This window comes from Acetivibrio mesophilus, assembly GCF_004102745.1.
GTDB lineage: Bacteria > Bacillota > Clostridia > Acetivibrionales > Acetivibrionaceae > Hungateiclostridium > Hungateiclostridium mesophilum.
The window spans coordinates 139,773-160,794 of sequence record NZ_RLII01000001.1 but is presented as its reverse complement, the minus strand read 5'-3'; the positions used below and the strand labels follow the sequence as shown (position 1 = coordinate 160,794).

The following is a 21,022-nucleotide window of genomic DNA, read 5'->3' as shown; positions in this document are numbered from 1 at the left end:
AAATTGAAAGTCAATATTTACTAATAGATTTTTAATTAGTTCTTTCTTTTGATGCACCAATAATAGCTGTTTTGTCTATTTCATTGCATAGTTCCTCCTAACACTTTAGCTTTCACGTGGATATGCCATATACAAGAGAGCATTTACAATTGCCGCCGCCACATTACTGCCGCCTTTTCGCCCTCTTGCAACGATATAAGGAACACCGCTTTTCATAATAAGCTCCTTTGACTCGACGACATTCACAAAGCCTACTGGTACACCAATAATTAAAACAGGTTTTATTTTATTGCTTTTTATCAATTCATCCAGCTTGATAAGGGCTGTGGGCGCATTGCCTATAGCAAAAATAAGAGGCTTGTCCAATTCTGCCGCCTTTTCCATAGATACACTCGCACGGGTTGAATTTTGCTCTTTCGCCTTTCTTGCAACATCTTCATCTGCCATATAGCAATATGCCTTGCCGCCGGCTTTTGCCAAAGCAGCCTTGTTGATACCGGATAAAGCCATTTTGGTGTCTGTTACAATGTCAACCCCTTTCTTAATGGCTTCAAGCGCAATATTTATTACATTTTCGGAAAAGCAAAGATTATGAAGATAATCAAAATCCGCAGTAGTATGAATTACTCTCTTAACAATAGGCGCAACCTTCGCGTCCAGTTCAATATCTCCAATTTCCTGAGTTATTATTTCAAAGCTTCTCTTTTCAATTTCATCGGGTCTATACAATTTCATCAATATTCAATCCCCTCTCGTGCTTTAACACCACTATCAAATGGATGCCTGATTTTTTTAATTTCAGAGATATAATCGGCCAAACCAAGCAATTCCCCATCAGGATTTCTCCCTGTAAGAACTACTTCGGCATGGAGCGGCTTGGTCTTCAGAAAGTCCACTACTGCTTCTTTGTCAATAAGGTTTTTTTCTATTGCTCCAATAAGCTCGTCGAATATGATAAGGATTTTTTTATCACATGATATAACTTCAATAGCTTTTTCAAAGATTCTGTTATTTTCTATTTTAAGTGCCGCTTTCTCCTCATCGTTTAATTGCCAAGTAAATTTGCCCGGTTTTTTACTTCTTAAAATTAATACATTTTCCATTTTATCCAAAATGTTCAATTCACTTGTATTCCATGACTTTAAAAACTGAGCCAGAATTACCTTATAGCCGCTGCCGCAGGCACGCAATGCAAGTCCCAACGCTGCTGTCGTTTTCCCTTTCCCGTCGCCGCAATAAATATGAATCAACCCGTTCATAGAGTAACACCTTCATCAATAATTTTATAAATATACTTCATATCGAGAGATTTGCGGAGCTCATCTGCCAATTTGTCATATTCCCGCTCTTTATGCGCTTTAACGTCACAGCTTAAGGTTTCATTGTATTCAAGACCTTTTTTGTTGTACAAAGCTTTTATAATGGTCTTTAAAACCTCTTCGCTGTCAAAAATTCCATGGACATAGCTGCCATAAACATTCCCCTGGCAAAGCCCGTCGGTTTTCTCACCGCCGTCCATGCTTTTCAGCATCGACAAAAAGCCTTCAGCCTTTGTTATACCCATATGTATTTCATAGCCCTCGAAGCTTTTTCCATTGAGCTCTGAAAAAATACCACCAGCGCATTTAAAAATGCCGCTTACTCTGGTTCTTGTCTTTTCCTTTTCAAATACGGTATGGGCATCAATGAGTCCCAAGCCCTTTATTTCGCCGCCGCCTTCCACATTGTAAGGGTCCTTAAGGCTTTTGCAGAGCATCTGATATCCGCCGCAAATACCGAATACAGGATTCCCCCTGCTTGCATATTTTAATATTTCAGCCTCAATACCGCACTCTCTCATCCATTTTAAATCGTCAATTGTATTTTTTGTTCCCGGTAGAATCAGCAAATCCGGACACTTAAATTCCTTTGCACTCGAAATATATCTAACCTTGGCTCCCAAAATCAATTCAAAAGCATTAAAGTCCGTAAAATTTGAGATTCGGGGAAGTTTTATGACAGCAATATCAATGTCCACCAACACACTGCTATTTTCAAATACTTCAGAAAGGCTGTCCTCATCATCTATTCTCATAGTCATGTATGGAACTACACCGACTGTTGGAACAGGTATAAGGTCTTCCAGCATTTTAAGCCCCGGCTCCAGGATCTTGATATCGCCTCTGAACTTATTGATGATGTTCCCTTTAATATACTTCTTTTCAGTTTCATTCAGTAGCATGTAAGTTCCGTAAAGTGAAGCAAACACACCGCCTCTGTCAATATCTCCAACAATCAGCACAGGGGAATTTGCCATCTTTGCCATGCCCATATTGACTATGTCATTTTCTTTTAAGTTTATTTCTGCCGGGCTCCCTGCACCTTCAATCACTATAATGTCATTTTCAGCGGCAAGGGAGCTATAGCTTTTCATAATTTCCGGTATATATCTTGTTTTGTTTTTATAGTAATCCATAGCTTTCATATTGCCCACAACCTCGCCATTGACAATGACCTGTGAACCTTTGTCGCTTGTGGGCTTCAAGAGGATGGGATTCATCCTGACATCCGGCTTCTTATATGCGGCTTCGGCCTGTACAACCTGAGCTCTGCCCATTTCAAGCCCGTCCTCAGTTATATAGGAATTCAGTGCCATATTCTGTGACTTGAAAGGCGCCACCCTATAGCCGTCCTGTGAAAAAATCCTGCAAAGTCCTGCAGTTATAAGGCTTTTGCCTGCATTAGAAGTTGTCCCCTGTATCATGATTGCCTTAGCCATTTTTTATTACCTCGCTTATTGCATTAATCAGCTTTTCATTGTCTTCACGGCATCTGACAGCTATTCTGTAATATGTATCGTCAAGTCCTTTGAAGTTGGCGCATTTCCTTATCAGTACGCCCTTTTTATAAAGCCTGTCATACAAATCCGTCTGTTCTGCTTTAAATAAAATAAAGTTAGTATGGCTTTCAAAAACCGTGAAGCCAAAGCTGCTTAAGTTTTTTGACAAATAGCCTCTTTCTTCATCTATGATCCTGGCAGTCCTTATTAGATAATCCTTATCTCCAATTGCGGCGATCCCTGCTACTTGAGCAGGTGTCGACACGCTCCACGGCTGCCCGGCTTTTTCAATCTTCAACAGTATTTCTTTATTGCTGCATAAGCAATACCCGAGCCTGAACCCCGCCATCGCGAATATTTTCGTAAAAGCCTTTACAATTATCACATTGTCAAAATCCTCAAGATACTCTATAAAGCTATAGCTCTTCTTTTCAGCGACAAAATCCATGAAGCATTCGTCAATGACCAAAATACAGTTTTCCTTTCGGCATTTTTCTGCAAGCTTGTATATTAAGCTCCTGTCTGCCAAATTTCCCGTCGGGTTGTTTGGGTTACAAATGAAAACAATATCCTTACCTGACACTTGCTCCAATATGCCGGTTCCCACAGTAAAGCCATATTCAGGGCTTAATCCAAAATACTCGATTTTACAGCCGGTGTTCTCAAGGGCCTGTCCGTATTCGGAAAAGGTTGGCGCTGTGAGGAGAGCAGTCTTCGGTCTTAAGGCATAGCATATTCTGTAGATTATATCTGCCGCGCCGTTTCCGAACAGTATGCAGTCCGCTTCAAATTTTTCATAGGCACTTACAGCTTCCTTCAGCTTACGGCAATTAGTATCCGGATAGACACTATAGCTTTCAATACTCTGAGCCAACGCCTTTTTAACATTGTCAGGGAAACCCAGAGGGTTTATATTAGCCGAATAATCAAGCGGTTTTGCTCCATTCATCTCCATATATGAATAGATATCGCCGCCGTGCATTGCTATATCATCCACCAGATACACCCCCTTACAATCATGGCAGCAATCACTGCTAAAACAGAAGTCGTATACATCAATTTGTTTGTGAGAACTATATCCTGAGCTACAATTTCCCGATTATTATCACCAATAGTCGGCTTATGGACAAGCTGTCCGAAATAATAGGCATTGCCCGCCAGCTGTACATTCAAAGCTCCGGCGCATACCGACTCGGTTTGTGCAGAATTTGGGCTTTTATGGTTTTTCCTATCTCTTAGAAACATTCTAAAAGCATTTTTATAGTCCAGGCCGTTCAATGCGCTTGCCGCAATCATAAGCAGTGCAGTTATCCTTGCCGGTATGAAGTTTGCAATGTCATCAAGCCTTGCAGCAACCTTTCCGAATTTTTCATACTTTTCATTTCTGTAGCCTATCATGGAGTCCATTGTGTTAATCGCCTTGTATAAAAAAGCAAGGGGCGCGCCTCCTATTGCCATATAAAAAAGCGGAGCTACGACACCGTCAGTGGTGTTCTCGGCTATCGTTTCGACTGTGGCTTTTGTGATACCCTTAGCATCCAAATTCTGCGTATCCCTTCCGACAATGTAGGATAAGTATTTTCTAGCTTCCGGATAATTGCCTTCCTTGAGAGGGTAATAAACCTTCATACTCTCTTTTTTCAGGGATTTTACGGCAAAAATCTGGTAGCAGAAGTAAATTTCAATCCCCATAGCCAGATAGTAATTCAAAGTATTTGCCAGATACAGTATCAAAAATGGAACAAAAAAAGCTAATCCCGATATAACCAGCACGAGAACTGTCCCTGCAAAAAGCTCGTTTTTTACGATTTTTCTTAACATTTTCTCCAAAGCACTGATTGCCTTTCCAATTATACACACGGGATGAAGTAGCCAGTATGGATCTCCGAATATCAAATCAAGTATGAAAGCAATACCAATAACAAACAGATATCTCATTTTTTGTACTCCTCACATTTTTTAATAAATCTGGCTGCCATTTGAATGTTCCCCCAGAAATGAATGTGAGGGTAAAGAGCGAATACGTTCTCCTTGCAATATCCGGTTTCCCACGTTTTCCCGCTTGCTTTTCTGGCTGTAAGGCTACCGGAATCAGAATCATTTTTAGAATAATGAAATTCGTGGGCAGTGGCGGACTCTCCATGCTCCAAAAGCATGGTGTTGTCCTTTGCAGTCAATGTAACATACCCGAAATTCTGAAGTTTCTCCGTCATCTCAAAGCCCGGTTCAATTATGTGGGTCATTGCATAGGAATTAATACTTTTTCCCAGGTACATAAAGCCGCCGCATTCGGCATAAATCGGCATTCCCTCACGCCATGCAGCTCTTATGCTGTATATCATTCCGGCATTTTTGCTGAGCTTTTCAAGATAAAGCTCCGGATATCCGCCTCCTAATATCAAGCCGTCAACATCCTCCGTCAGCCTAATGTCCTCAGTAGGTGAAAAATATATCAGCTTTGCACCCATTTTTTCGAGAAGCTCAAGGCTGTCCTGATAATAAAAGCAAAATGCCCTGTCCTTAGCAACTGCAATTCTTACATCTGATATTTGCTCAACTTCAATTTTCTCATAGTCAAAATGTTCCGCATTATTTGCAATATCAAGAAGCAGGTCCAAATCTATAGTCTCTTCTGCTATAGCAGCAAGTAATTCCGTCTTTTGCTTCAGCGAACCTATTTCTTTTGCGGTAACCAGCCCCAAATGACGGCTCCCAATGACTGCCTCGGGTTCAAAAGGCATATAACCTGCCACTCTTATTCCAAGACGGTTTTCAATAGTTTCTTTGTACATTTTATACATGTGCTTTGAAACATTATTTAAAACTACAGCTTCAATCCTGTTTTTATCAAAATCCAGATAACCCTTTATCATAGCGGCAACGGAGACCGAAGCTCCCTTGCAGTTAACTACCAAAACTGCAGGAATTCCAAGCTTGTTTGATATATCCCATGAAGAGTTTTCACCGGTATTTCCACCCACCCCATCGTAAAAGCCCATAACGCCTTCCACGACCGAAACATCAGTATTCTCGCTGTTTTTGGCAAAAAGGTATCTTGCCTGCCTTTCTCCGCATAAAAATAAATCAATATTCCTTGAGTTTGTCTCAATTATTTCGCTGTGAAACATAGGGTCAATATAGTCAGGGCCGCATTTAAAGGCAGCTACCTTGAGCCCTCTGTTCTTTAACGCTTTTAGTATTGCACAGGTCACTGTTGTTTTTCCGCAGCCGCTGTTTGTTCCAGCTATCATGATTCTGTTGATTTTTTTATTTATCATTCTTTTCACCATAGATTATGTAAATAGGATTGTTTGCTATCATCATATTGTAGCTTCCGGCCTTTTTGCTTTTTGAACAATTCAGACAAACAATATCTGTTTCAAAATTTATCTCTTTGAATGCCTCAAGGGCCTCAGTTAAAGTCTCAAGGGTTATTGCCGTAATCAAAATTTTTACATCTTCATTTGCCCTATACAGGCTTTTAACCAATTTATCCAGATTGCCTCCGCTTCCTCCGATAAACACCTTGTCCGGGACAGGCAGCTTCCTTATTTCCTCCAATGCCTCTCCAAAGACGGGTATTACATTTAACGCGCCGAGATCGGACTTGTTTTTACAGAGAAGCTCAAATGCATTGTCTTTTTTCTCTATAGCGAAAACCAATCCTTCGTGGGCTTTTCTAGCCATTTCTATAGCTACCGAGCCGCTGCCCGCCCCTATGTCAAACAAAACATCCCGTGCTTCTATCTTCATCATGTTTACTGCAACCCAGCGCACTTCCTGCTTCGTCATTGGAGTTTCATTCCTTGAAAGCTCCTTGTCAAAAAGGGGCATATCCCTGTTTACACAATTCTCATTCTCAAACAAAAGAACCGTAAGGCTGTCAAAGGAAATCTCAGAAAGCTCCTCCACCGTTCCGCATAAAATTCTTTCACCCGGCATTGAAAGCAGCTCCCCGGCTGTAACTTTTATCCCTGACAAGCCATTTTGCTTAAGATCCTTTAATATTTTCGAAGCGTTGTTAGCCCCGCCGGTCAGAACAAAAGTGTACCGGTTATATGCGATACTCCCCGGAAGATTACCTTCTCTTCCATGGAGGCTCACAGCTCTGACATCCTCATAGCTTAGCTTGATTTTACTGCAAAGATATTGAAGACTGCTGATTCCGCATGTAAAGAACACATCAAAATCAATTCTGAATTTTTCATCCAGCCTTTTTGCCATACTGAAAAATCCCACATCTCCGGAAACAAGAACAGCCATTTTTTGAGCTTTTGAGCTTCTTATTTTCTCTTCGATGTCCTGATATGAACATTTAATAATACCCTCTTTGAAGTCTTTGTACAAATCTCCGATTCTGTCAAATGCATAGACCTCATGGCAGATTTCCAGCAGCTTCGCACCATGTCCGGTGATTTCCTCCGGCGCCCCGGGGCCGCATCCGATTATGAATATTTGCTTTTTCATAATGCATCCCTTATCCTGTCGGCTAATATTTCCGCCAATCTTTTATCCGCTCCCAGCGTCTTTCCCATTGTAATTTTTACATCCTTATTTTCTTTAAGGTATTTGTCAATTTCCTTCGGAATATCTTCTTTTATGTGTACACCTTCAAACAGGAAATAAGGTATGACAATTATGTTATCAACACCTTTTGCTCTCAGCTTTTCAAGCCCGGTATGAAGATCCAGGTTTGAAAACTGCAGGTATGCAGTTTCAATAATTTCCTCACTGAATATTTCTCCAAGATAATTTACAACCTGCTGTAAAGTCTGCTCTGTTGACTTCTCCCTGCTTCCATGGGCCAGTATCAGTATTCCTCTCATGCAAAATCTCCTCCGTTTTTCATTTCTCTCAAGGATTTTTCTGCTTTTTCCAATGTTTTTTCTATGTCTTCCTCTGTATGCGCATCACTCACAAACATGGCTTCAAATTGTGCAGGCGCCATATGTATACCGTTATCCAACATATGCTTGAAAAATTTTGCATAAAGCTTTGTATTGCTGCTTTTAGCAGTTTTAAAATCAGTTACAGCTTCCTTTGTAAAAAATACGCATAACAGGGATCTGACCCTGTTCACAGTGAGAGTCAGCTCCAGCTCTTTTGCCATCCTCTTAAATCCTTTTTCCAGTGACTCTGCCATTCTGTCTATTCGCAAATATATATCCTTGTTTTCCTTAAGTTCCGTCAACTGTGCTATTCCTGCTGCCATCGCTATGGGATTTCCAGAAAGGGTACCCGCCTGATAAACTCCCCCAAGGGGTGATACAAGCTCCATAATCTCTTTTCTTCCCCCATATGCCCCAACAGGCATACCTCCTCCGATAATTTTGCCGAAGGTGACAATATCCGCTCTGACATCAAAATATTCCTGTGCTCCTCCCGGGCAAAGCCTAAATCCTGTAATGACCTCATCAAAAATCAGAAGCGCTCCGTTTTCATCACATAGAGCTCTGAGTCCGGCAAGAAAATTATCCCGTGGAGGAACTACACCCATATTGGCCGCCACAGGTTCAAGGATGACAGCAGCAATTTCTCCCTTGTTTTCTGCAAAGAGTCGTCTCACACTCTCTATATCATTATAATCTGCAATCAGAGTATTTCTTGCAAATTCACCAGTTACACCAAGACTGTCGGGATGTGAAAGAGTCAAAGCCCCCGATCCCGCCTTAACTAGCATACTGTCGCAGTGTCCATGGTAGCAGCCATCAAATTTTATTATTTTACTTTTTTCAGTAAAGGCACGGGCAAGCCGTAAGGCACTCATGACAGCTTCTGTTCCGCTGTTTACCATCCTTATCATATCAATTCCCGGAACCATGGAAGTAATAAGCTCAGCCATTATTACTTCTTTCTCCGTCGGTGCGCCAAAGCTCAACCCGTAATCGACAGCCTTTTTGACGCTTTCTGCTATCTTTTTATTGTTATGTCCCAGAATCATGGGCCCCCATGAACAGACATAATCAATATATTCTCTATCCTCTACATCATAAATTTTGGAGCCGTTCGCTCTTTTTATAAAAACAGGTTCTCCTCCAACTGCCCTGTAAGATCTCACAGGACTATTCACCCCGCCCGGCATTACACTCCTGGCTCTGTCAATCAAACTGCTGCTCATCATCCGATATCTCCCTTCTCAATTGCTTTTGATAATTCCTTTGCATAGTACGTTATAAGCATGTCCGCACCTGCTCTGAACATACTGACGGCACTTTCGCACATAACAGCATATTCATTAACAAGGCCCAACTTGGCAGCGCTTTTTATCATTGCGTACTCACCGCTTACGCTGTATGCGCAAATGGGGTTTTGTGTTTTATCCTTAAGCTCTCTTATAATGTCAAGATAAGCCATGGCCGGCTTTACCATCAAAATATCCGCACCCTCCTGAATATCCAGCATGGCTTCCTTTAAAGCTTCACGCCTGTTGTGATAATCCATCTGGTATGTCTTTCTGTCCCCAAAGGCTGGAGCAGATTTGGCCACATCTCTGAACGGTCCGTAAAACGACGAAGCATATTTTACTGAATACGACATGATTGGAGTATCATGAAAGCCTTTGCCCTCAAGGGTTTTCCTTATTTCTGCAACCCTGTTGTCCATCATGTCTGACGGAGCGACAATATCAGCCCCGGCTTCAACATGGGAAAGAGCGATTTTAGCAATGTAGGGAAGCGTCAGGTCATTTATGACCTTGCCGTCCTTCACTATGCCGCAGTGTCCGTTTGCCGTATATTCGCACATACAGACATCTGTTATTACAGTTATTTCCGGATACCTTTCCTTGATTTTCCTTACGGCTTTTTGTACGACTCCGTCTTCGCTATAAGCTCCGCTCCCTTCATCATCTTTTTTATCGGGAATACCGAAAAGCAAAACCGATTTAACGTTGGCATTAAGAATATCTTCTATCCCTGCCTGTACGGTATCGGGGCTGTAATAGTTATGTCCCTCTAAAGATTCTATGGGCTCGATAATTCCGTTCCCTTCCTTTATGAACAATGGAAGTATTAATGCTTTGGATGAAATCCTTGTTTCTCTTGCCAAATCCCTTATGTTTTTATCATTTCTCAGTCTTCGTGGCCGTATTGCGTTCATATTGCACCTCCGTAATTTTACTTATCATTGAATCAATGGTTGCCTCATCCGATATATAGTGCTTGATTCCATATTTTTCAGCAGCTTTTGAAGTTTGGCTGCCAATACATATTCCCGTTATCTTGCCTAAGTCAATTCCTTGTATTGATCCGACAAAGCCTTCAACAGTCGATGCGCTCGTAAATGTCACATAAATGCCTGGATTACCATTTATTAGAGCCTCTATGTCCCGGCTTCCCTTATTGACATATAAGGTATCATATACCGGAACATCTTCAAATGCTCTTTCATTTTCTTTTAGAACAGCCGTTATTTCAGCACTACCCTTTAAAGCTCTCAAAAGAAGTATTTTTTCATCAGCACCCGCTATTTTACAAAGCCCTTCCGCCAGATGCTTTCCGTCAAAAATCTCAGGTATGTAGTCTGCTATAATTCCGTAGCCGGCAAGCGTTTCAGCAGTCTGACTCCCGATTGCGGCAAATTTTTGACCGGCCAGAATTCTAATGTCCTTCTTTTGCCTCTTCAAATATTCAAACAGGATATTAACTCCGTTTTTACTTGTAAAAACAATCCATGAGTACTCTTTGATGTTGCTTACTACTCTTTCCAACCGGCTGTTATTTTCAATTTCCTTTATCTCAATGCATGGATATTCTATAACATCTGCACCCAGTTCCTTAAGCTTGGCGGTCAATGTACCGGCAGAGTCCTTAGGTCTTGTTACAATGATTTTCACACCCATGAGCTCTCTTTTTGAATACCAGTCAAATCTGTCACTCAGACCACAAACCTTTCCTACCACAATAACGGCAGGAGATTCGACGCTTTTCTCTACAGCCTTTTCATAAAGGTTTTCAATTGTGCCCAGAATTTTTCTCTGACCGGCTCTTGTTCCATTTTCAATAATTGCAGCCGGCATATGCTTATCCATACCTTCTGCCAAAAGTCCATCAAGTATTTGTCGCAGAGAAGAAATCCCCATTAGAAAGACTAATGTGCCTCCTGACTGTACAAGTGCTTTGAAGTTAACCGACAGCTCTTCGCCCTTCTTTTGATGTCCCGTTATGACGTGAAAGCTGCTGCAATAATCCCTGTGGGTTATGGGAATCCCTGCAAATGCAGGCGCAGAAATCGCTGAGGTAATACCCGGAACCACCTCGAAAGGAATCCCGTTTAGCTCCAGAAGCTCCAGCTCTTCTCCGCCGCGTCCGAATACAAAGGGATCTCCACCCTTTAACCTTATTACCAGTTTTCCCGCTAAGGCTTCATCCACAAGAATTCTGTTGATTTCTTCCTGAGGCACCGGATGCCTGCCGCTTTCCTTACCCACATCTATTTTTTTTGCATTGTCCGGTATCAGCTCCAGAATATCATCTGAAACAAGCCTGTCATAAACAACAACCTCAGCCTTTTTTATATATTCCATTCCTTTAAGGGTTAAAAACCCCCTGTCGCCCGGACCTGCCCCTACCAAAACCACAAAGCCCTTTTTCATGAAGTCAGCACGCCTCCCCCTTGAGCCTCTTTGCAAGCGAAATACCCATTTTGACTGCATCTTCAGCCCTGCCATACTCTATACCTTTTATTGCTATATTTTTTTCTTCGTTCACATAGAGCCCTCTTAGCACTAATTTATCGTTTTCGAAATATGCATAAGCTGCAACCGGCGATGAGCAGCCTCCATCCAAAGCGGCAACAAAGGCACGTTCGGCATCGGAAACTATTTTTGACCTTTCACTATGGAAATTAGCGAGATAGCGTGTATCTTCACCTTTCCTGGTCTGAACGGCAATGATTCCCTGACAGGCCGCAGGCATTATTTCTTCCGTTGTAAAATACCTGCTGATCCTGTTTTCCAGTCCAAGCCTCTTAATCCCGGCGGCAGCCAGAATAATTCCACAGTATTCTCCGTCATCCAGCTTTTTTAGCCTGGTGATAACATTCCCTCTGAGTGGCTCGATATTGTCAAAGCCAAGAGCTTTAAGCTGCAGCATCCTTCTTTTGCTGGAGCACCCTAGCGGCTTGCTTTTATCACCTTGCTTTACAGGAAGGATGAGAACATCCCTCTCGTCTTCCCGTTCCGACAAGGCCACCACGGGTAATTCAGAATTAATTTCCATGGGCATATCCTTGTAACTGTGTACAGTTATATCCACACCTCCGTTTCGCAGCGCTTCGTCCAATTCCTTAACAAACAATCCCTTGCCACCGATTTTATCAAGGGTTTTGTCTAAAATTCTGTCCCCTGTTGTTTTCATGGTGACTAATTCAACTTCTATATTACTGTCGTATTTTTTTATGGCATCTATGACCATCTGAGCCTGTATGACTGCAAGTCCACTGTCCCTGCTGCCAACTCTCACTGTTTTCATGTTTGCTCCCTCCGGTTCTTTAAGAATTCCCTTATTCTTGCAGCCGTTTCCTTTGCCGCTTTATGGTTGCTGCCGTCCTTTGAAATCAGTCCGCCTGTAACCTCCCCGTTTTCAAATATAGCAGGGAAGTAAAAATCGCACAGCTCTTTTCTGTCACATACATTTACTGGAATCCCCTCTTTCCGTGCGTCATTGCAGACCTTTTCATTCACATCCCTGTCGTCCGTTGCAGCAATTGCCATGAAAGCGCCATTCAGGTCACCCGGCAGGTAATTTCTTTCAATTAGTGTAAGCTTGTTTTCGCCGGCTAAAAGCTTTATACTTTCCGACTGGCAGGCAGCAATCACAACCAACTCCGCGCCATAGCGTATAAGAACCTGGACTCTTCTTGTGGCAATCCTTCCCCCTCCGATGACAACAACCTTTTTGTTTTTCAGGCTAATAAACATTGGAAAATGGGACAAGGATTCTTCTTGCGTAATTCCAAATTCCTTTTGAAAATATATAAACATTTCCTCCAGCGTCATGCCTTCTTCTTTACAAGGCCTTCCTATCAATATAACCTTTGTCCCCAGCTTTCTTGCTGCATCAATTTTCTCCTGAAAGCCTCCGCTTTTCCCGGTTTCCTTTGTTACCAAAAACTTAGCATTGATTTGTTCCATGGTCGCCAAATTCATATTCTCACTGAAGGGTCCCTGCATGCAAATTATATTCGTCGCGCTAAAGCCTGCATCCGAACATGCCTTTATTGCCTCAGCCGTTGGCAGTACTCTGACAAAAACTCTTTCTCTGTAATTTTCGATTTTTGAATATGGCAGCAACTCCTTACTTCCGGTTGTCACAAAAATATTTCCCTCTGTACCGTTAAGATAGGCACATGCTGCTTCTATGCTTGAAAACTCTAGGACATTTTCATATTCCAATGAAGGCCTTACCAGCCTCATCACAGCCTTGCCGCATCTTTTCGCAGCCTCCTTTACATTCTCCGAAATGATTTTGGCATAAGGGTGTGTTGCGTCCACAATATAGTCATAGCTTTTTATAAGTTCTGTAATCTCTTCAAGGGAAAGCCTTCCCTCCTTTACCGACAAAAAAGGCATGTCAGGCATCACCAGTGAACCGTATCCGGTGGCTACAGCTGCTGTAACCTCAACACCGTTTTCGGCTAAAAAAGTACTTAACTTTCTTCCTTCATTTGTTCCTGCAACTACAATCACTTTTTTCATCTTATTCTACCTTCAATCCAATGCAGAAATTATATTCTGTATCCCCTAGGAGTTACCAGTTTCCCGTTTATGACCCTGGTAGTGGAATTTCCGATTATTACTGTGGTAAACATGTCCACCACCTCGTCTTTTAATTCTTTAAGCGGCAATATCTTGTGAGTTTGTCCCTCTCGCCCTATATTTCTTACATATCCGCACATTGTATCCCCGCTTATATTTCTCATCACGATTTCACAGGCTTTTTTAAGAAAATCCGCTCTCTTTTTGCTGGATGGATTGTAAATCACTATTACAAACCCGGCCTGCGAGGCCAGATCCAATCTCTTTTCAATGTCCTCCCATTTTGTAAGAAGGTTGCTTAAGGATATTACCACAAAATCGTGTGTTAAAGGTGCTCCAAGAACCGCTGCCGCAGAGCTTGCTGCAGTAATTCCTGCTATGACCCTGATCTCTTCACGGATTCCAAGCTCCTCACATATTTCAATCATCAGGGCCGCCATCCCGTAAATCCCTGCGTCTCCGCTTGAAACCATAGCTACATTTTTGTTTCCTTTTGCAGCCAGCGCAGCCATCCTGCACCTTTCTACCTCCTGCATCATGGGAGTTGCTATTATTTCCTTGCCCTCAATCAAATCTTTGATTATATCTATATATAAAGTGTATCCGGCAACTACCTCGCTGTTTTTTAGTGCCTCTATCGCAAGCGGTGTTATCTGTTCTTTCTCTCCCGGCCCTATGCCAATAATACTAATCATGACTCTACCCCACCCATTTATTTTTATTATTTTACCGCCATAAGTCGTTTTCTTTGGGCATACCATTTGTTAAAATTCTCAATATGCTCTGCTATCAAACTCTTCATGGCTGATATTTCCTTAGAATTGTCCTTCCGTGCGGTTTCCCCAAGGCTGTCAATATTGTAGTACAGTATACCGTTTATCTTCCCGACCTCAGGGTCTATGTCCCTGGGTACTGCAAGATCAATAATGTATTTGGGCTTATTTGCACATCTGTCAATCATATCGATAGTAACAGTCTGATGGGGACTTGATGTTGCGCTTATTAAAATATCCACATATGGTATCAATGACTCCCTGTCGTGATACGGAATAACTTTACAGCCTGTAGGAACAATTATGCTTTTGTTGTTGTGGGTTCTGGTAGTTATGTGGACCTCACATCCCTTTGCAATCAGTTCCTCACAAACTTTTCTTCCAACTGCTCCGTTACCGATAACCAACGCTTTGCAACCTGCTTTTTTTTCAATATATTCACTTACCAACTGTACCGACTGCCCGGCTACCGAAGGCGAAACGGCATTGAGCACCAGCTGAGTCTTTACCTTTTTGGCACAGGTTATGGCGCACCTGAAAAGTGTGTTCAATGCCGCATCGCTTGCTCCCTCTTCAATAGCAATCAGCATTGCTTCTTTAACCTGCGTCAATATCTGGTCTTCTCCAAATATCATTGAGTGAATTCCACAGGCAAGCTCAAAAAGATAAACCGCCAAATCTTCACCCTTTTTAACATAAAAACACTTCTTCATATCATCATCAAGATTGGCAGCATTGCAGAATATTTCAACCGGATCCGCTTCTTCGCAATGGCTTAATGAAATGTACGCCTCTGTGCGGTTGCAGGTTGAAATCAAAACCACTCCGGAAACACAAGCCTCCTTATTTATTTTGGCTAGAATATCTCTTATTTGATTTTTGTTGAACCCAACCTTTTCTCTTAATTCCAGGCTTGCGCTGCGATAATCAACTCCAGCCATGATTATATTCAAAAGCTACACCTCCATGCCCTTTCTGCGATAGCAACAGTGACTCCATCTCTAGCTCTTTTTCCCATTATCAATTTCCCATGATTGCTGGCCAGTATGGCCGCTCTTTCACAGACATTATCCACACCTGTAACAGCCCTTACAAACCCCGATGATGAAAAGCTCCCTTTAGCCTCCATAAGCTCTTTATTGGTATAAAGCTTAAGACAGTATCTGAATTTGTCACAAAGCCGTATAATTGCCTCTTCTTCTTTTTTTATATCAATGGTTGCAACACAGTAAACAAGATTCTTTGGTATGTTCTCTGCCGCCAGTGTTTCAAGAAATACTTCTTCCAATATCTCTTCCGGAATTCCTTTCCGGCATCCCACTCCCACAGCAAACAGCTTAGGGCACAAAAATAATGTATTTTTAAAAGGCTGCTTGTCCGCATTTTGCTTTTTGTGATCATATATATATATTCCGTAATCAGTTGTATCCTTTGTAAAGAATTCCGGTAATTCACCTTCCACCGGAAAATCACAGCGAAAACCAATTTTTTGACCATTCAGCAATGCGGCAGAAATATGCTTTATGTTTTCTATGTTCAAAATATGAAGACCGTTTTCCTTTGTCCACACATCAACCGAAAAAACGCCGTTAATATCTGTAGCAGTAGTAATAATTGCCCTTCCTCCCAAAAAAGACGCCAATTTATGGGCCAGGCTGTTTGCACCGCCCAAATGCCCTGACAATATGGGAATCACATATTCTCCTGTTTCATTTATCACAATGACCGCCGGGTCGGATGCCTTATTTTTAAGGAATGGCGCAATTGCTCTTACGGCTATACCGGCAGCTCCAATAAATATTATTGAATTGCTGTCCTCAAAGGCTTTTCCTGTAAGTGCGCTAAGATTGTCTTCCATCTGAGGCAGCTCGCCGCCTCCATACTTTGAATATGCAACGATAGAATGTCCCTCTTCTTTAAGATAATCAACCAGGCGCTTACATAAGAGTGAGCCCTTTTGGGTAAAGGAAATCAAGGTTATCCTCATTGTTCTTTCGCCTTCCTGAATTCATGGGTAAAGCTTGCATCATAAAGCTTTGAAAGCTCGTGCTCACAAGAAAGAAAATCCCCTACAAGTATCAAGGCCGTTTTGGTAATATTGTTTTCCTTTGCACTTTTATGAAGCTCTGCAATTGTGGTACGGACAATCTTCTGCTCCGGCCATGTAGCCTTATAGACAATAGCAGCAGGCGTATCGGATTTGTATCCGCCTTTTACAAGCTTCTCACTAAGCTTCTCAAGCATTGAGGTCGTAAGGAACAAAACCATGGAAGCCTTATGAGATGCAAGCTTTTCTATATCCTCATCCGGAGGTACGGGCGTTCTTCCCTCCATCCTTGAAAGAATAACAGTCTGACTCACACCAGGCAGTGTATATTCAGCATTTAACACCGCTGCCGCACCGCAAAATGAACTGACTCCGGGCACAACGCTATAAGGAATTTTATGCTTGTCCAACAGCTCCATCTGCTCCTTGATTGCTCCATAAATACTTGGATCGCCTGTATGCAGCCTTACCAGTATCTTATCAGGTGAATATTCTCTAACGAAAACATCTATAATTTCATCAAGTGTCATAGAAGCGCTGTTGTAAATCTTGCACTCAGGCTTTGTACACTTAAGGAGCTCCGGGTTAACCAAAGACCCTGCATATATGACAACATCAGCTTTTTTCAAAAGCTCCTGTCCCCTCACTGTTATCAAATCAACCGCGCCCGGTCCTGCTCCGATAAAATAGACCATTTTTATTCTCCTTTAACTATAATAATCGAAAAATAACTGCTATCTTCATTTAAGTCCCTAAGACTGTTATATATTTTCTCATTTTCCATAAAGCAGCATTCTACCATTTTGGAATTGTCAAGCAAATTATGCTTCTCCAGCTTCTGCTTTATGTTTAAAATACCCTTTCCGCTTTTCATAAGCACCTTACTTCCGTTCAAACGTAAGAGTTCATCCACACCTTCATAGGATGCAGGAACAATATGCAATGCTTCCTTTCCATTACACAATGAAATGCCCAGTTTAGCAGCAGCCGCACAAAACGATGGAATCCCGTTAACAATTTCAGCAGAATATCCTTTTTCAACAACCAACCTGTGCACATACATATATGTAGAATAAATTGTAGGATCACCGAGCGTTATAAATACCAGGTTCAAGCCTTTTTCGAGCTCTGCACAGATCAGCTCTGCACAGGCTTTATGACTCTCCCGCAGTATTGCTGTATCTCTTGTCATAGGCATACTGCAGTACATTATCTTTTTGCCGGAGATATACTCACCCACAATATTCAGAGCTGTTTTCTCGCCTCCGGTATCAGGTACTGCAATAATATCCGCCTTATGTAAAGTTTCAACCGCCAATAGAGTAAGAAGCTTCTGATCTCCCGGTCCAACACCAACTCCGTATAAAGTTCCTTTCAATGTCCAACCTCCTTTAGTTCATTGATAAAGTCCAACACATTGTCTGTCTGCATTAACACGCCATTTTCATTTGAAAATACAAGAACTTCAATCCTTGCCTTATTCATCACACGATAATTTAAATGATATACTATTTTTCCCAATATGCTTTCATACACCATTTTGGATATATTGTTCTGCAACAGGATATTGTGAATTTCATCTGTTGTTTTTGCATTCATGATTTTTTCGACCGTTTCTTTTCCTGCACCGGCTAATGCACTGTGAGCGGCAAATATTTCATTTCTGCAGTCAGCAATTTTCGAATGTGTATTCATAACACCGGCAGCTAACTTGACCAATTTCCCTATATGTCCGACAAGCAGGATTTTTTTAAAGCCCAAATATATCGCATAATCAAGAGCTTCACCAATATAATTTGAAATTTTTACAGCGCTGTCAACATCAATGCCCAAATGCTCTCTGGCATAATCAACTCCATAATTTCCGGGAGAAATGAATAGCACGTTTTGACCGTTTTGCTTTCTGATAGACATTTCCAGCTTGATTGTATCTATCAATGCAGCTTCACTCATGGGCTCCACAATGCCTGTAGTTCCCAGGATGGATATGCCTTCGACAATCCCAAGCCTTTCATTGAAGGTTTTCTTTGCAATTTCCACTCCCTGGGGAACAAATATTTCCACATGAAATCCGCCATCGTATTTGTATAGACGGGCAACCTCTTCCAACGCATTAAAAATCATCTTTCTTGGTCCGGGATTGATAGCCGCCTCTCCTATTTTGCAGGGCAAACCCGCAGAGGTTACTCTTCCGACACCTATCCCTCCGTCAATGGAAATACCGGCTTTTGCCTTTTCAACCCTGGCATAGATCCTTATGCCGTTTGTTACATCAGGGTCATCCCCCGCATCCTTTATGATGCAACAGCTTGCGGAAGCTTCATTGAGAGTGATATCTTCCGGCTTAAGAATTATTTCTTCCCCTCCGGGAAAAGTTAAAGAAACCTCCGGAATCTCTATCTTTTCAAAGAGCATAATTGTGCAGGCTTTTGCGGCAGCTGCCGCACAGCTTCCGGTTGTAAACCCTTTTCTTAGCTTTTTACCAGACTTTATTATATAATCATTCATTATTCCACCCACACTTATGCCTTTATATAAATTATGCGGGAAACTCACTATTTCAATTTCACAAAAACCGTAGAAGCATCGATATTTTGCTCATTGAAATTAGTGGTTTCTTGGCGCAAATTATATAGTACTGTATCAACGCAATTTCCTTTTTAGGTAGTTTTTCTTTTCTTCCAGTCATTAAGAGCTTTTCTCGCTTCGGATATGGTATTGGCATTCTCCGAAAATTCAAAGTCATCCTTTTCCTTTAGTATCTCCATCAAATGTCCGATTCGTGGAAGTCTTAAGTTTACACTCCTTATTTCATCCCTATGAGCGAATACTTCTTTAGGAGTACCTTCCAGCACAATCCTGCCCTGATCCATCACATAGGCATAATCACAGTAAAGCGGTACTATGTCAATATCATGGGTTGAAATAACCACAGATAATCCTAAATCCTTTTGTATTTTCCGAAGCAGTTTCATAATTTCACTAACTCCCATGGGATCAAGGCCGGCGGTCGGCTCGTCAAGAACCAGCACTTCGGGCTCCATAGCCAGTACTCCGGCAATGGCTACACGCTTTTTCTGTCCGAAACTGAGACAGTGGGTTGGCTTATCCTTAAGGTGTGATATACCAATCCTGTCCATTGCAGCATTTACTCTCTTGCGGACTTCTTCTTCAGGCAGCTTCATATTTATTGGACCAAAGGAGATATCCTGAAGTACACTTGCCGAAAACAACTGGCTATCCGGGTCTTGAAACACAATACCCACAGATTTGCGAAGGTCTCTAAGGCCCTTTCGGGAATAGTCCAGCTGAAGTCCCTTAAACAGCACCTTACCGGCCGTTGGTTTGAGTGTTCCGTTTAGAGAAAGAAACAGTGTTGATTTTCCCGCTCCATTTCCACCCAGTACGGCAGTTGTCATTCCTTGCTTTATATCAAGTGTCACTCCCTTTAAAGCATGTGTTCCATCAATATATGTGTAATGAAGGTCCTTTACCTCCAGGATGTTCTCTATCATGAATAACTCCTCCTATACTTGCTTTAAAGCTATTGAAGATAAAACAAGTATGACGTTGATGGTTACTGCCAGGACATATCCTTTCCAATGCTTTTCATAGGTTTCTTCAAGTACATTGAGCTCTCCCTCGTATCCTCTTGCCTCCAGTGCAGTGTATAGTTCATCCGAACGCTTGTATGATTTTATGAAGAGCATGGAAATCAATGAGCCTAAAGAGCGATATCCGGCAGTCAGGCTTGAATAGCCCATACGGCAATTCTGTGCATTATAGATGGTATCTGCAGTTTCCAGCAATACAAATATAAACCTGTATACAAGCCCCATAAGCTCCACTAAAAGCTTTGGCATCCGAAGTCTCCGTAGTGCCGCCAGCAAATCCACCATAGGGGTACTAAGGGACAGAAAATAAAGGCATGAGACAGCTCCCAGTGCTTTGAAAAACAGCTTAATCGCCTCTTGCAGCCCTTCATTTGAGACACCTATCCATATTCCTGCAACAGGAATTGCTGCCAGCAGGCTTTCTGGTTGCTCGGATATATTCACTGCAACGGTAGACACCCCTATTATCAAAAAAGAAACAGGCAATAACAGTAGTTTTATATAAAAACGGAGGGGAGTCCCACCTCCTGAGACGGTCATGCCCCCCATAATAAAAATCACTGCAACCGATATTATCAAGTTATCTGCCCATAGACATACAGCCAGCGTCAGCAAGGCAAATGTAACCTTTTGCAAGGGGTCTGTATGTTTAAGCTTTGAGCTGTAAGCATATTTATCTATAGAAATCATGCGCTCTTCTCATCTTCTTCTTTTCTGCGGCCTTTCAAATAACCTAATCCATACCCGATTATGCCGGCGCCGATAGCAGCTTGCAATGCAAAAAGCAAGCTCTCAATCTCTCCGCTTTTCGGTTCAAAAATGGGTGAGAACCAAGGTTCATAATCTGCATTTATTTCTGCTATTGCCTCCTCCGCTTGCCCATCTGCTCCACCAAACTCAGCATCTTTAGCAATAAACAACGGAATAATTGCTAAAGCTATAACAATAAGAATCAACAGCAGGTTAACAGAAAGATTATTTTTTTTTGTTTGCCTTATCGCTTCAGTTTGCATG

At 41.9% G+C, this 21,022-nt stretch carries 22 protein-coding genes; all 22 read right to left on the bottom strand.

Going from position 1 to position 21,022, the window contains the following annotated elements; all coding sequences use genetic code 11:
- Nucleotides 1-105: 105 nt before the first annotated feature.
- Nucleotides 106-735: a precorrin-8X methylmutase gene (locus EFD62_RS00790; RefSeq protein WP_014256575.1), complete on the bottom strand. Its 630-nt coding sequence runs from the start codon at nucleotides 733-735 to the stop codon at nucleotides 106-108.
- The gene (locus tag EFD62_RS00785; RefSeq protein ID WP_128705600.1) at nucleotides 735-1,259 is read right to left on the bottom strand and encodes a cob(I)yrinic acid a,c-diamide adenosyltransferase; all 525 of its coding nucleotides are present in this window, start codon (nucleotides 1,257-1,259) and stop codon (nucleotides 735-737) included. The genes EFD62_RS00790 and EFD62_RS00785 overlap by 1 nt, the downstream gene beginning before the upstream one ends.
- Nucleotides 1,256-2,758, bottom strand: coding sequence for a cobyric acid synthase (locus EFD62_RS00780; RefSeq protein ID WP_024832141.1), 1,503 nt, complete (start codon nucleotides 2,756-2,758; stop codon nucleotides 1,256-1,258). Before EFD62_RS00780 ends, EFD62_RS00785 begins: the two co-directional genes overlap by 4 nt.
- Nucleotides 2,751-3,815, bottom strand: a complete 1,065-nt coding sequence (gene cobD, locus EFD62_RS00775; RefSeq protein ID WP_128705599.1) for a threonine-phosphate decarboxylase CobD — start codon at nucleotides 3,813-3,815, stop codon at nucleotides 2,751-2,753. The genes EFD62_RS00780 and cobD overlap by 8 nt, the downstream gene beginning before the upstream one ends.
- On the bottom strand, nucleotides 3,803-4,756 hold the full coding sequence (gene cbiB, locus EFD62_RS00770) for an adenosylcobinamide-phosphate synthase CbiB (protein WP_014256579.1): 954 nt from the start codon (nucleotides 4,754-4,756) through the stop codon (nucleotides 3,803-3,805). The genes cobD and cbiB overlap by 13 nt, the downstream gene beginning before the upstream one ends.
- Entirely contained in the window at nucleotides 4,753-6,096 is a 1,344-nt protein-coding gene (locus EFD62_RS00765) for a cobyrinate a,c-diamide synthase (RefSeq protein WP_128705598.1), read from the bottom strand. Before EFD62_RS00765 ends, cbiB begins: the two co-directional genes overlap by 4 nt.
- On the bottom strand, nucleotides 6,086-7,285 hold the full coding sequence (locus EFD62_RS00760; protein WP_024832145.1) for a bifunctional cobalt-precorrin-7 (C(5))-methyltransferase/cobalt-precorrin-6B (C(15))-methyltransferase: 1,200 nt from the start codon (nucleotides 7,283-7,285) through the stop codon (nucleotides 6,086-6,088). The genes EFD62_RS00765 and EFD62_RS00760 overlap by 11 nt, the downstream gene beginning before the upstream one ends.
- On the bottom strand, nucleotides 7,282-7,644 hold the full coding sequence (locus EFD62_RS00755) for a sirohydrochlorin chelatase (RefSeq protein WP_014256582.1): 363 nt from the start codon (nucleotides 7,642-7,644) through the stop codon (nucleotides 7,282-7,284). The genes EFD62_RS00760 and EFD62_RS00755 overlap by 4 nt, the downstream gene beginning before the upstream one ends.
- Nucleotides 7,641-8,939, bottom strand: a complete 1,299-nt coding sequence (gene hemL, locus EFD62_RS00750; protein WP_128705597.1) for a glutamate-1-semialdehyde 2,1-aminomutase — start codon at nucleotides 8,937-8,939, stop codon at nucleotides 7,641-7,643. The genes EFD62_RS00755 and hemL overlap by 4 nt, the downstream gene beginning before the upstream one ends.
- Entirely contained in the window at nucleotides 8,936-9,916 is a 981-nt protein-coding gene (gene hemB / locus EFD62_RS00745; RefSeq protein ID WP_014256584.1) for a porphobilinogen synthase, read from the bottom strand. Before hemB ends, hemL begins: the two co-directional genes overlap by 4 nt.
- Complete coding sequence (gene cobA / locus EFD62_RS00740) at nucleotides 9,882-11,411, bottom strand: uroporphyrinogen-III C-methyltransferase (protein WP_128705596.1); 1,530 nt, start codon at nucleotides 11,409-11,411, stop codon at nucleotides 9,882-9,884. The genes hemB and cobA overlap by 35 nt, the downstream gene beginning before the upstream one ends.
- 4 nt (nucleotides 11,412-11,415) lie before the next feature.
- The gene (hemC, locus tag EFD62_RS00735) at nucleotides 11,416-12,288 is read right to left on the bottom strand and encodes a hydroxymethylbilane synthase (protein ID WP_128705595.1); all 873 of its coding nucleotides are present in this window, start codon (nucleotides 12,286-12,288) and stop codon (nucleotides 11,416-11,418) included.
- Complete coding sequence (gene cobK, locus EFD62_RS00730) at nucleotides 12,285-13,514, bottom strand: precorrin-6A reductase (RefSeq protein WP_128705594.1); 1,230 nt, start codon at nucleotides 13,512-13,514, stop codon at nucleotides 12,285-12,287. The genes hemC and cobK overlap by 4 nt, the downstream gene beginning before the upstream one ends.
- A gap of 29 nt (nucleotides 13,515-13,543) precedes the next feature.
- Nucleotides 13,544-14,269, bottom strand: coding sequence for a precorrin-3B C(17)-methyltransferase (gene cobJ, locus EFD62_RS00725; RefSeq protein WP_128705593.1), 726 nt, complete (start codon nucleotides 14,267-14,269; stop codon nucleotides 13,544-13,546).
- 26 nt (nucleotides 14,270-14,295) lie between these two features.
- Nucleotides 14,296-15,300: a glutamyl-tRNA reductase gene (hemA, locus tag EFD62_RS00720; protein WP_128705592.1), complete on the bottom strand. Its 1,005-nt coding sequence runs from the start codon at nucleotides 15,298-15,300 to the stop codon at nucleotides 14,296-14,298.
- Complete coding sequence (locus EFD62_RS00715) at nucleotides 15,297-16,334, bottom strand: cobalt-precorrin 5A hydrolase (protein WP_128705591.1); 1,038 nt, start codon at nucleotides 16,332-16,334, stop codon at nucleotides 15,297-15,299. Before EFD62_RS00715 ends, hemA begins: the two co-directional genes overlap by 4 nt.
- On the bottom strand, nucleotides 16,331-17,089 hold the full coding sequence (gene cobM, locus EFD62_RS00710) for a precorrin-4 C(11)-methyltransferase (protein ID WP_128705590.1): 759 nt from the start codon (nucleotides 17,087-17,089) through the stop codon (nucleotides 16,331-16,333). The genes EFD62_RS00715 and cobM overlap by 4 nt, the downstream gene beginning before the upstream one ends.
- 2 nt (nucleotides 17,090-17,091) lie before the next feature.
- On the bottom strand, nucleotides 17,092-17,772 hold the full coding sequence (gene cobI, locus EFD62_RS00705) for a precorrin-2 C(20)-methyltransferase (RefSeq protein ID WP_128705589.1): 681 nt from the start codon (nucleotides 17,770-17,772) through the stop codon (nucleotides 17,092-17,094).
- The gene (gene cbiD, locus EFD62_RS00700) at nucleotides 17,769-18,902 is read right to left on the bottom strand and encodes a cobalt-precorrin-5B (C(1))-methyltransferase CbiD (RefSeq protein WP_128705588.1); all 1,134 of its coding nucleotides are present in this window, start codon (nucleotides 18,900-18,902) and stop codon (nucleotides 17,769-17,771) included. Before cbiD ends, cobI begins: the two co-directional genes overlap by 4 nt.
- Before the next feature lie 152 nt (nucleotides 18,903-19,054).
- Complete coding sequence (locus EFD62_RS00695) at nucleotides 19,055-19,909, bottom strand: ATP-binding cassette domain-containing protein (protein ID WP_128705587.1); 855 nt, start codon at nucleotides 19,907-19,909, stop codon at nucleotides 19,055-19,057.
- Nucleotides 19,910-19,921: 12 nt separating this feature from the next.
- Nucleotides 19,922-20,698 (bottom strand): cobalt ECF transporter T component CbiQ, encoded by a 777-nt coding sequence (gene cbiQ / locus EFD62_RS00690; protein ID WP_128705586.1) that lies wholly within the window; start codon nucleotides 20,696-20,698, stop codon nucleotides 19,922-19,924.
- Nucleotides 20,695-21,021, bottom strand: coding sequence for an energy-coupling factor ABC transporter substrate-binding protein (locus EFD62_RS00685; protein ID WP_128705585.1), 327 nt, complete (start codon nucleotides 21,019-21,021; stop codon nucleotides 20,695-20,697). Before EFD62_RS00685 ends, cbiQ begins: the two co-directional genes overlap by 4 nt.
- Between the last annotated feature and the right edge of the window lies 1 nt (nucleotide 21,022).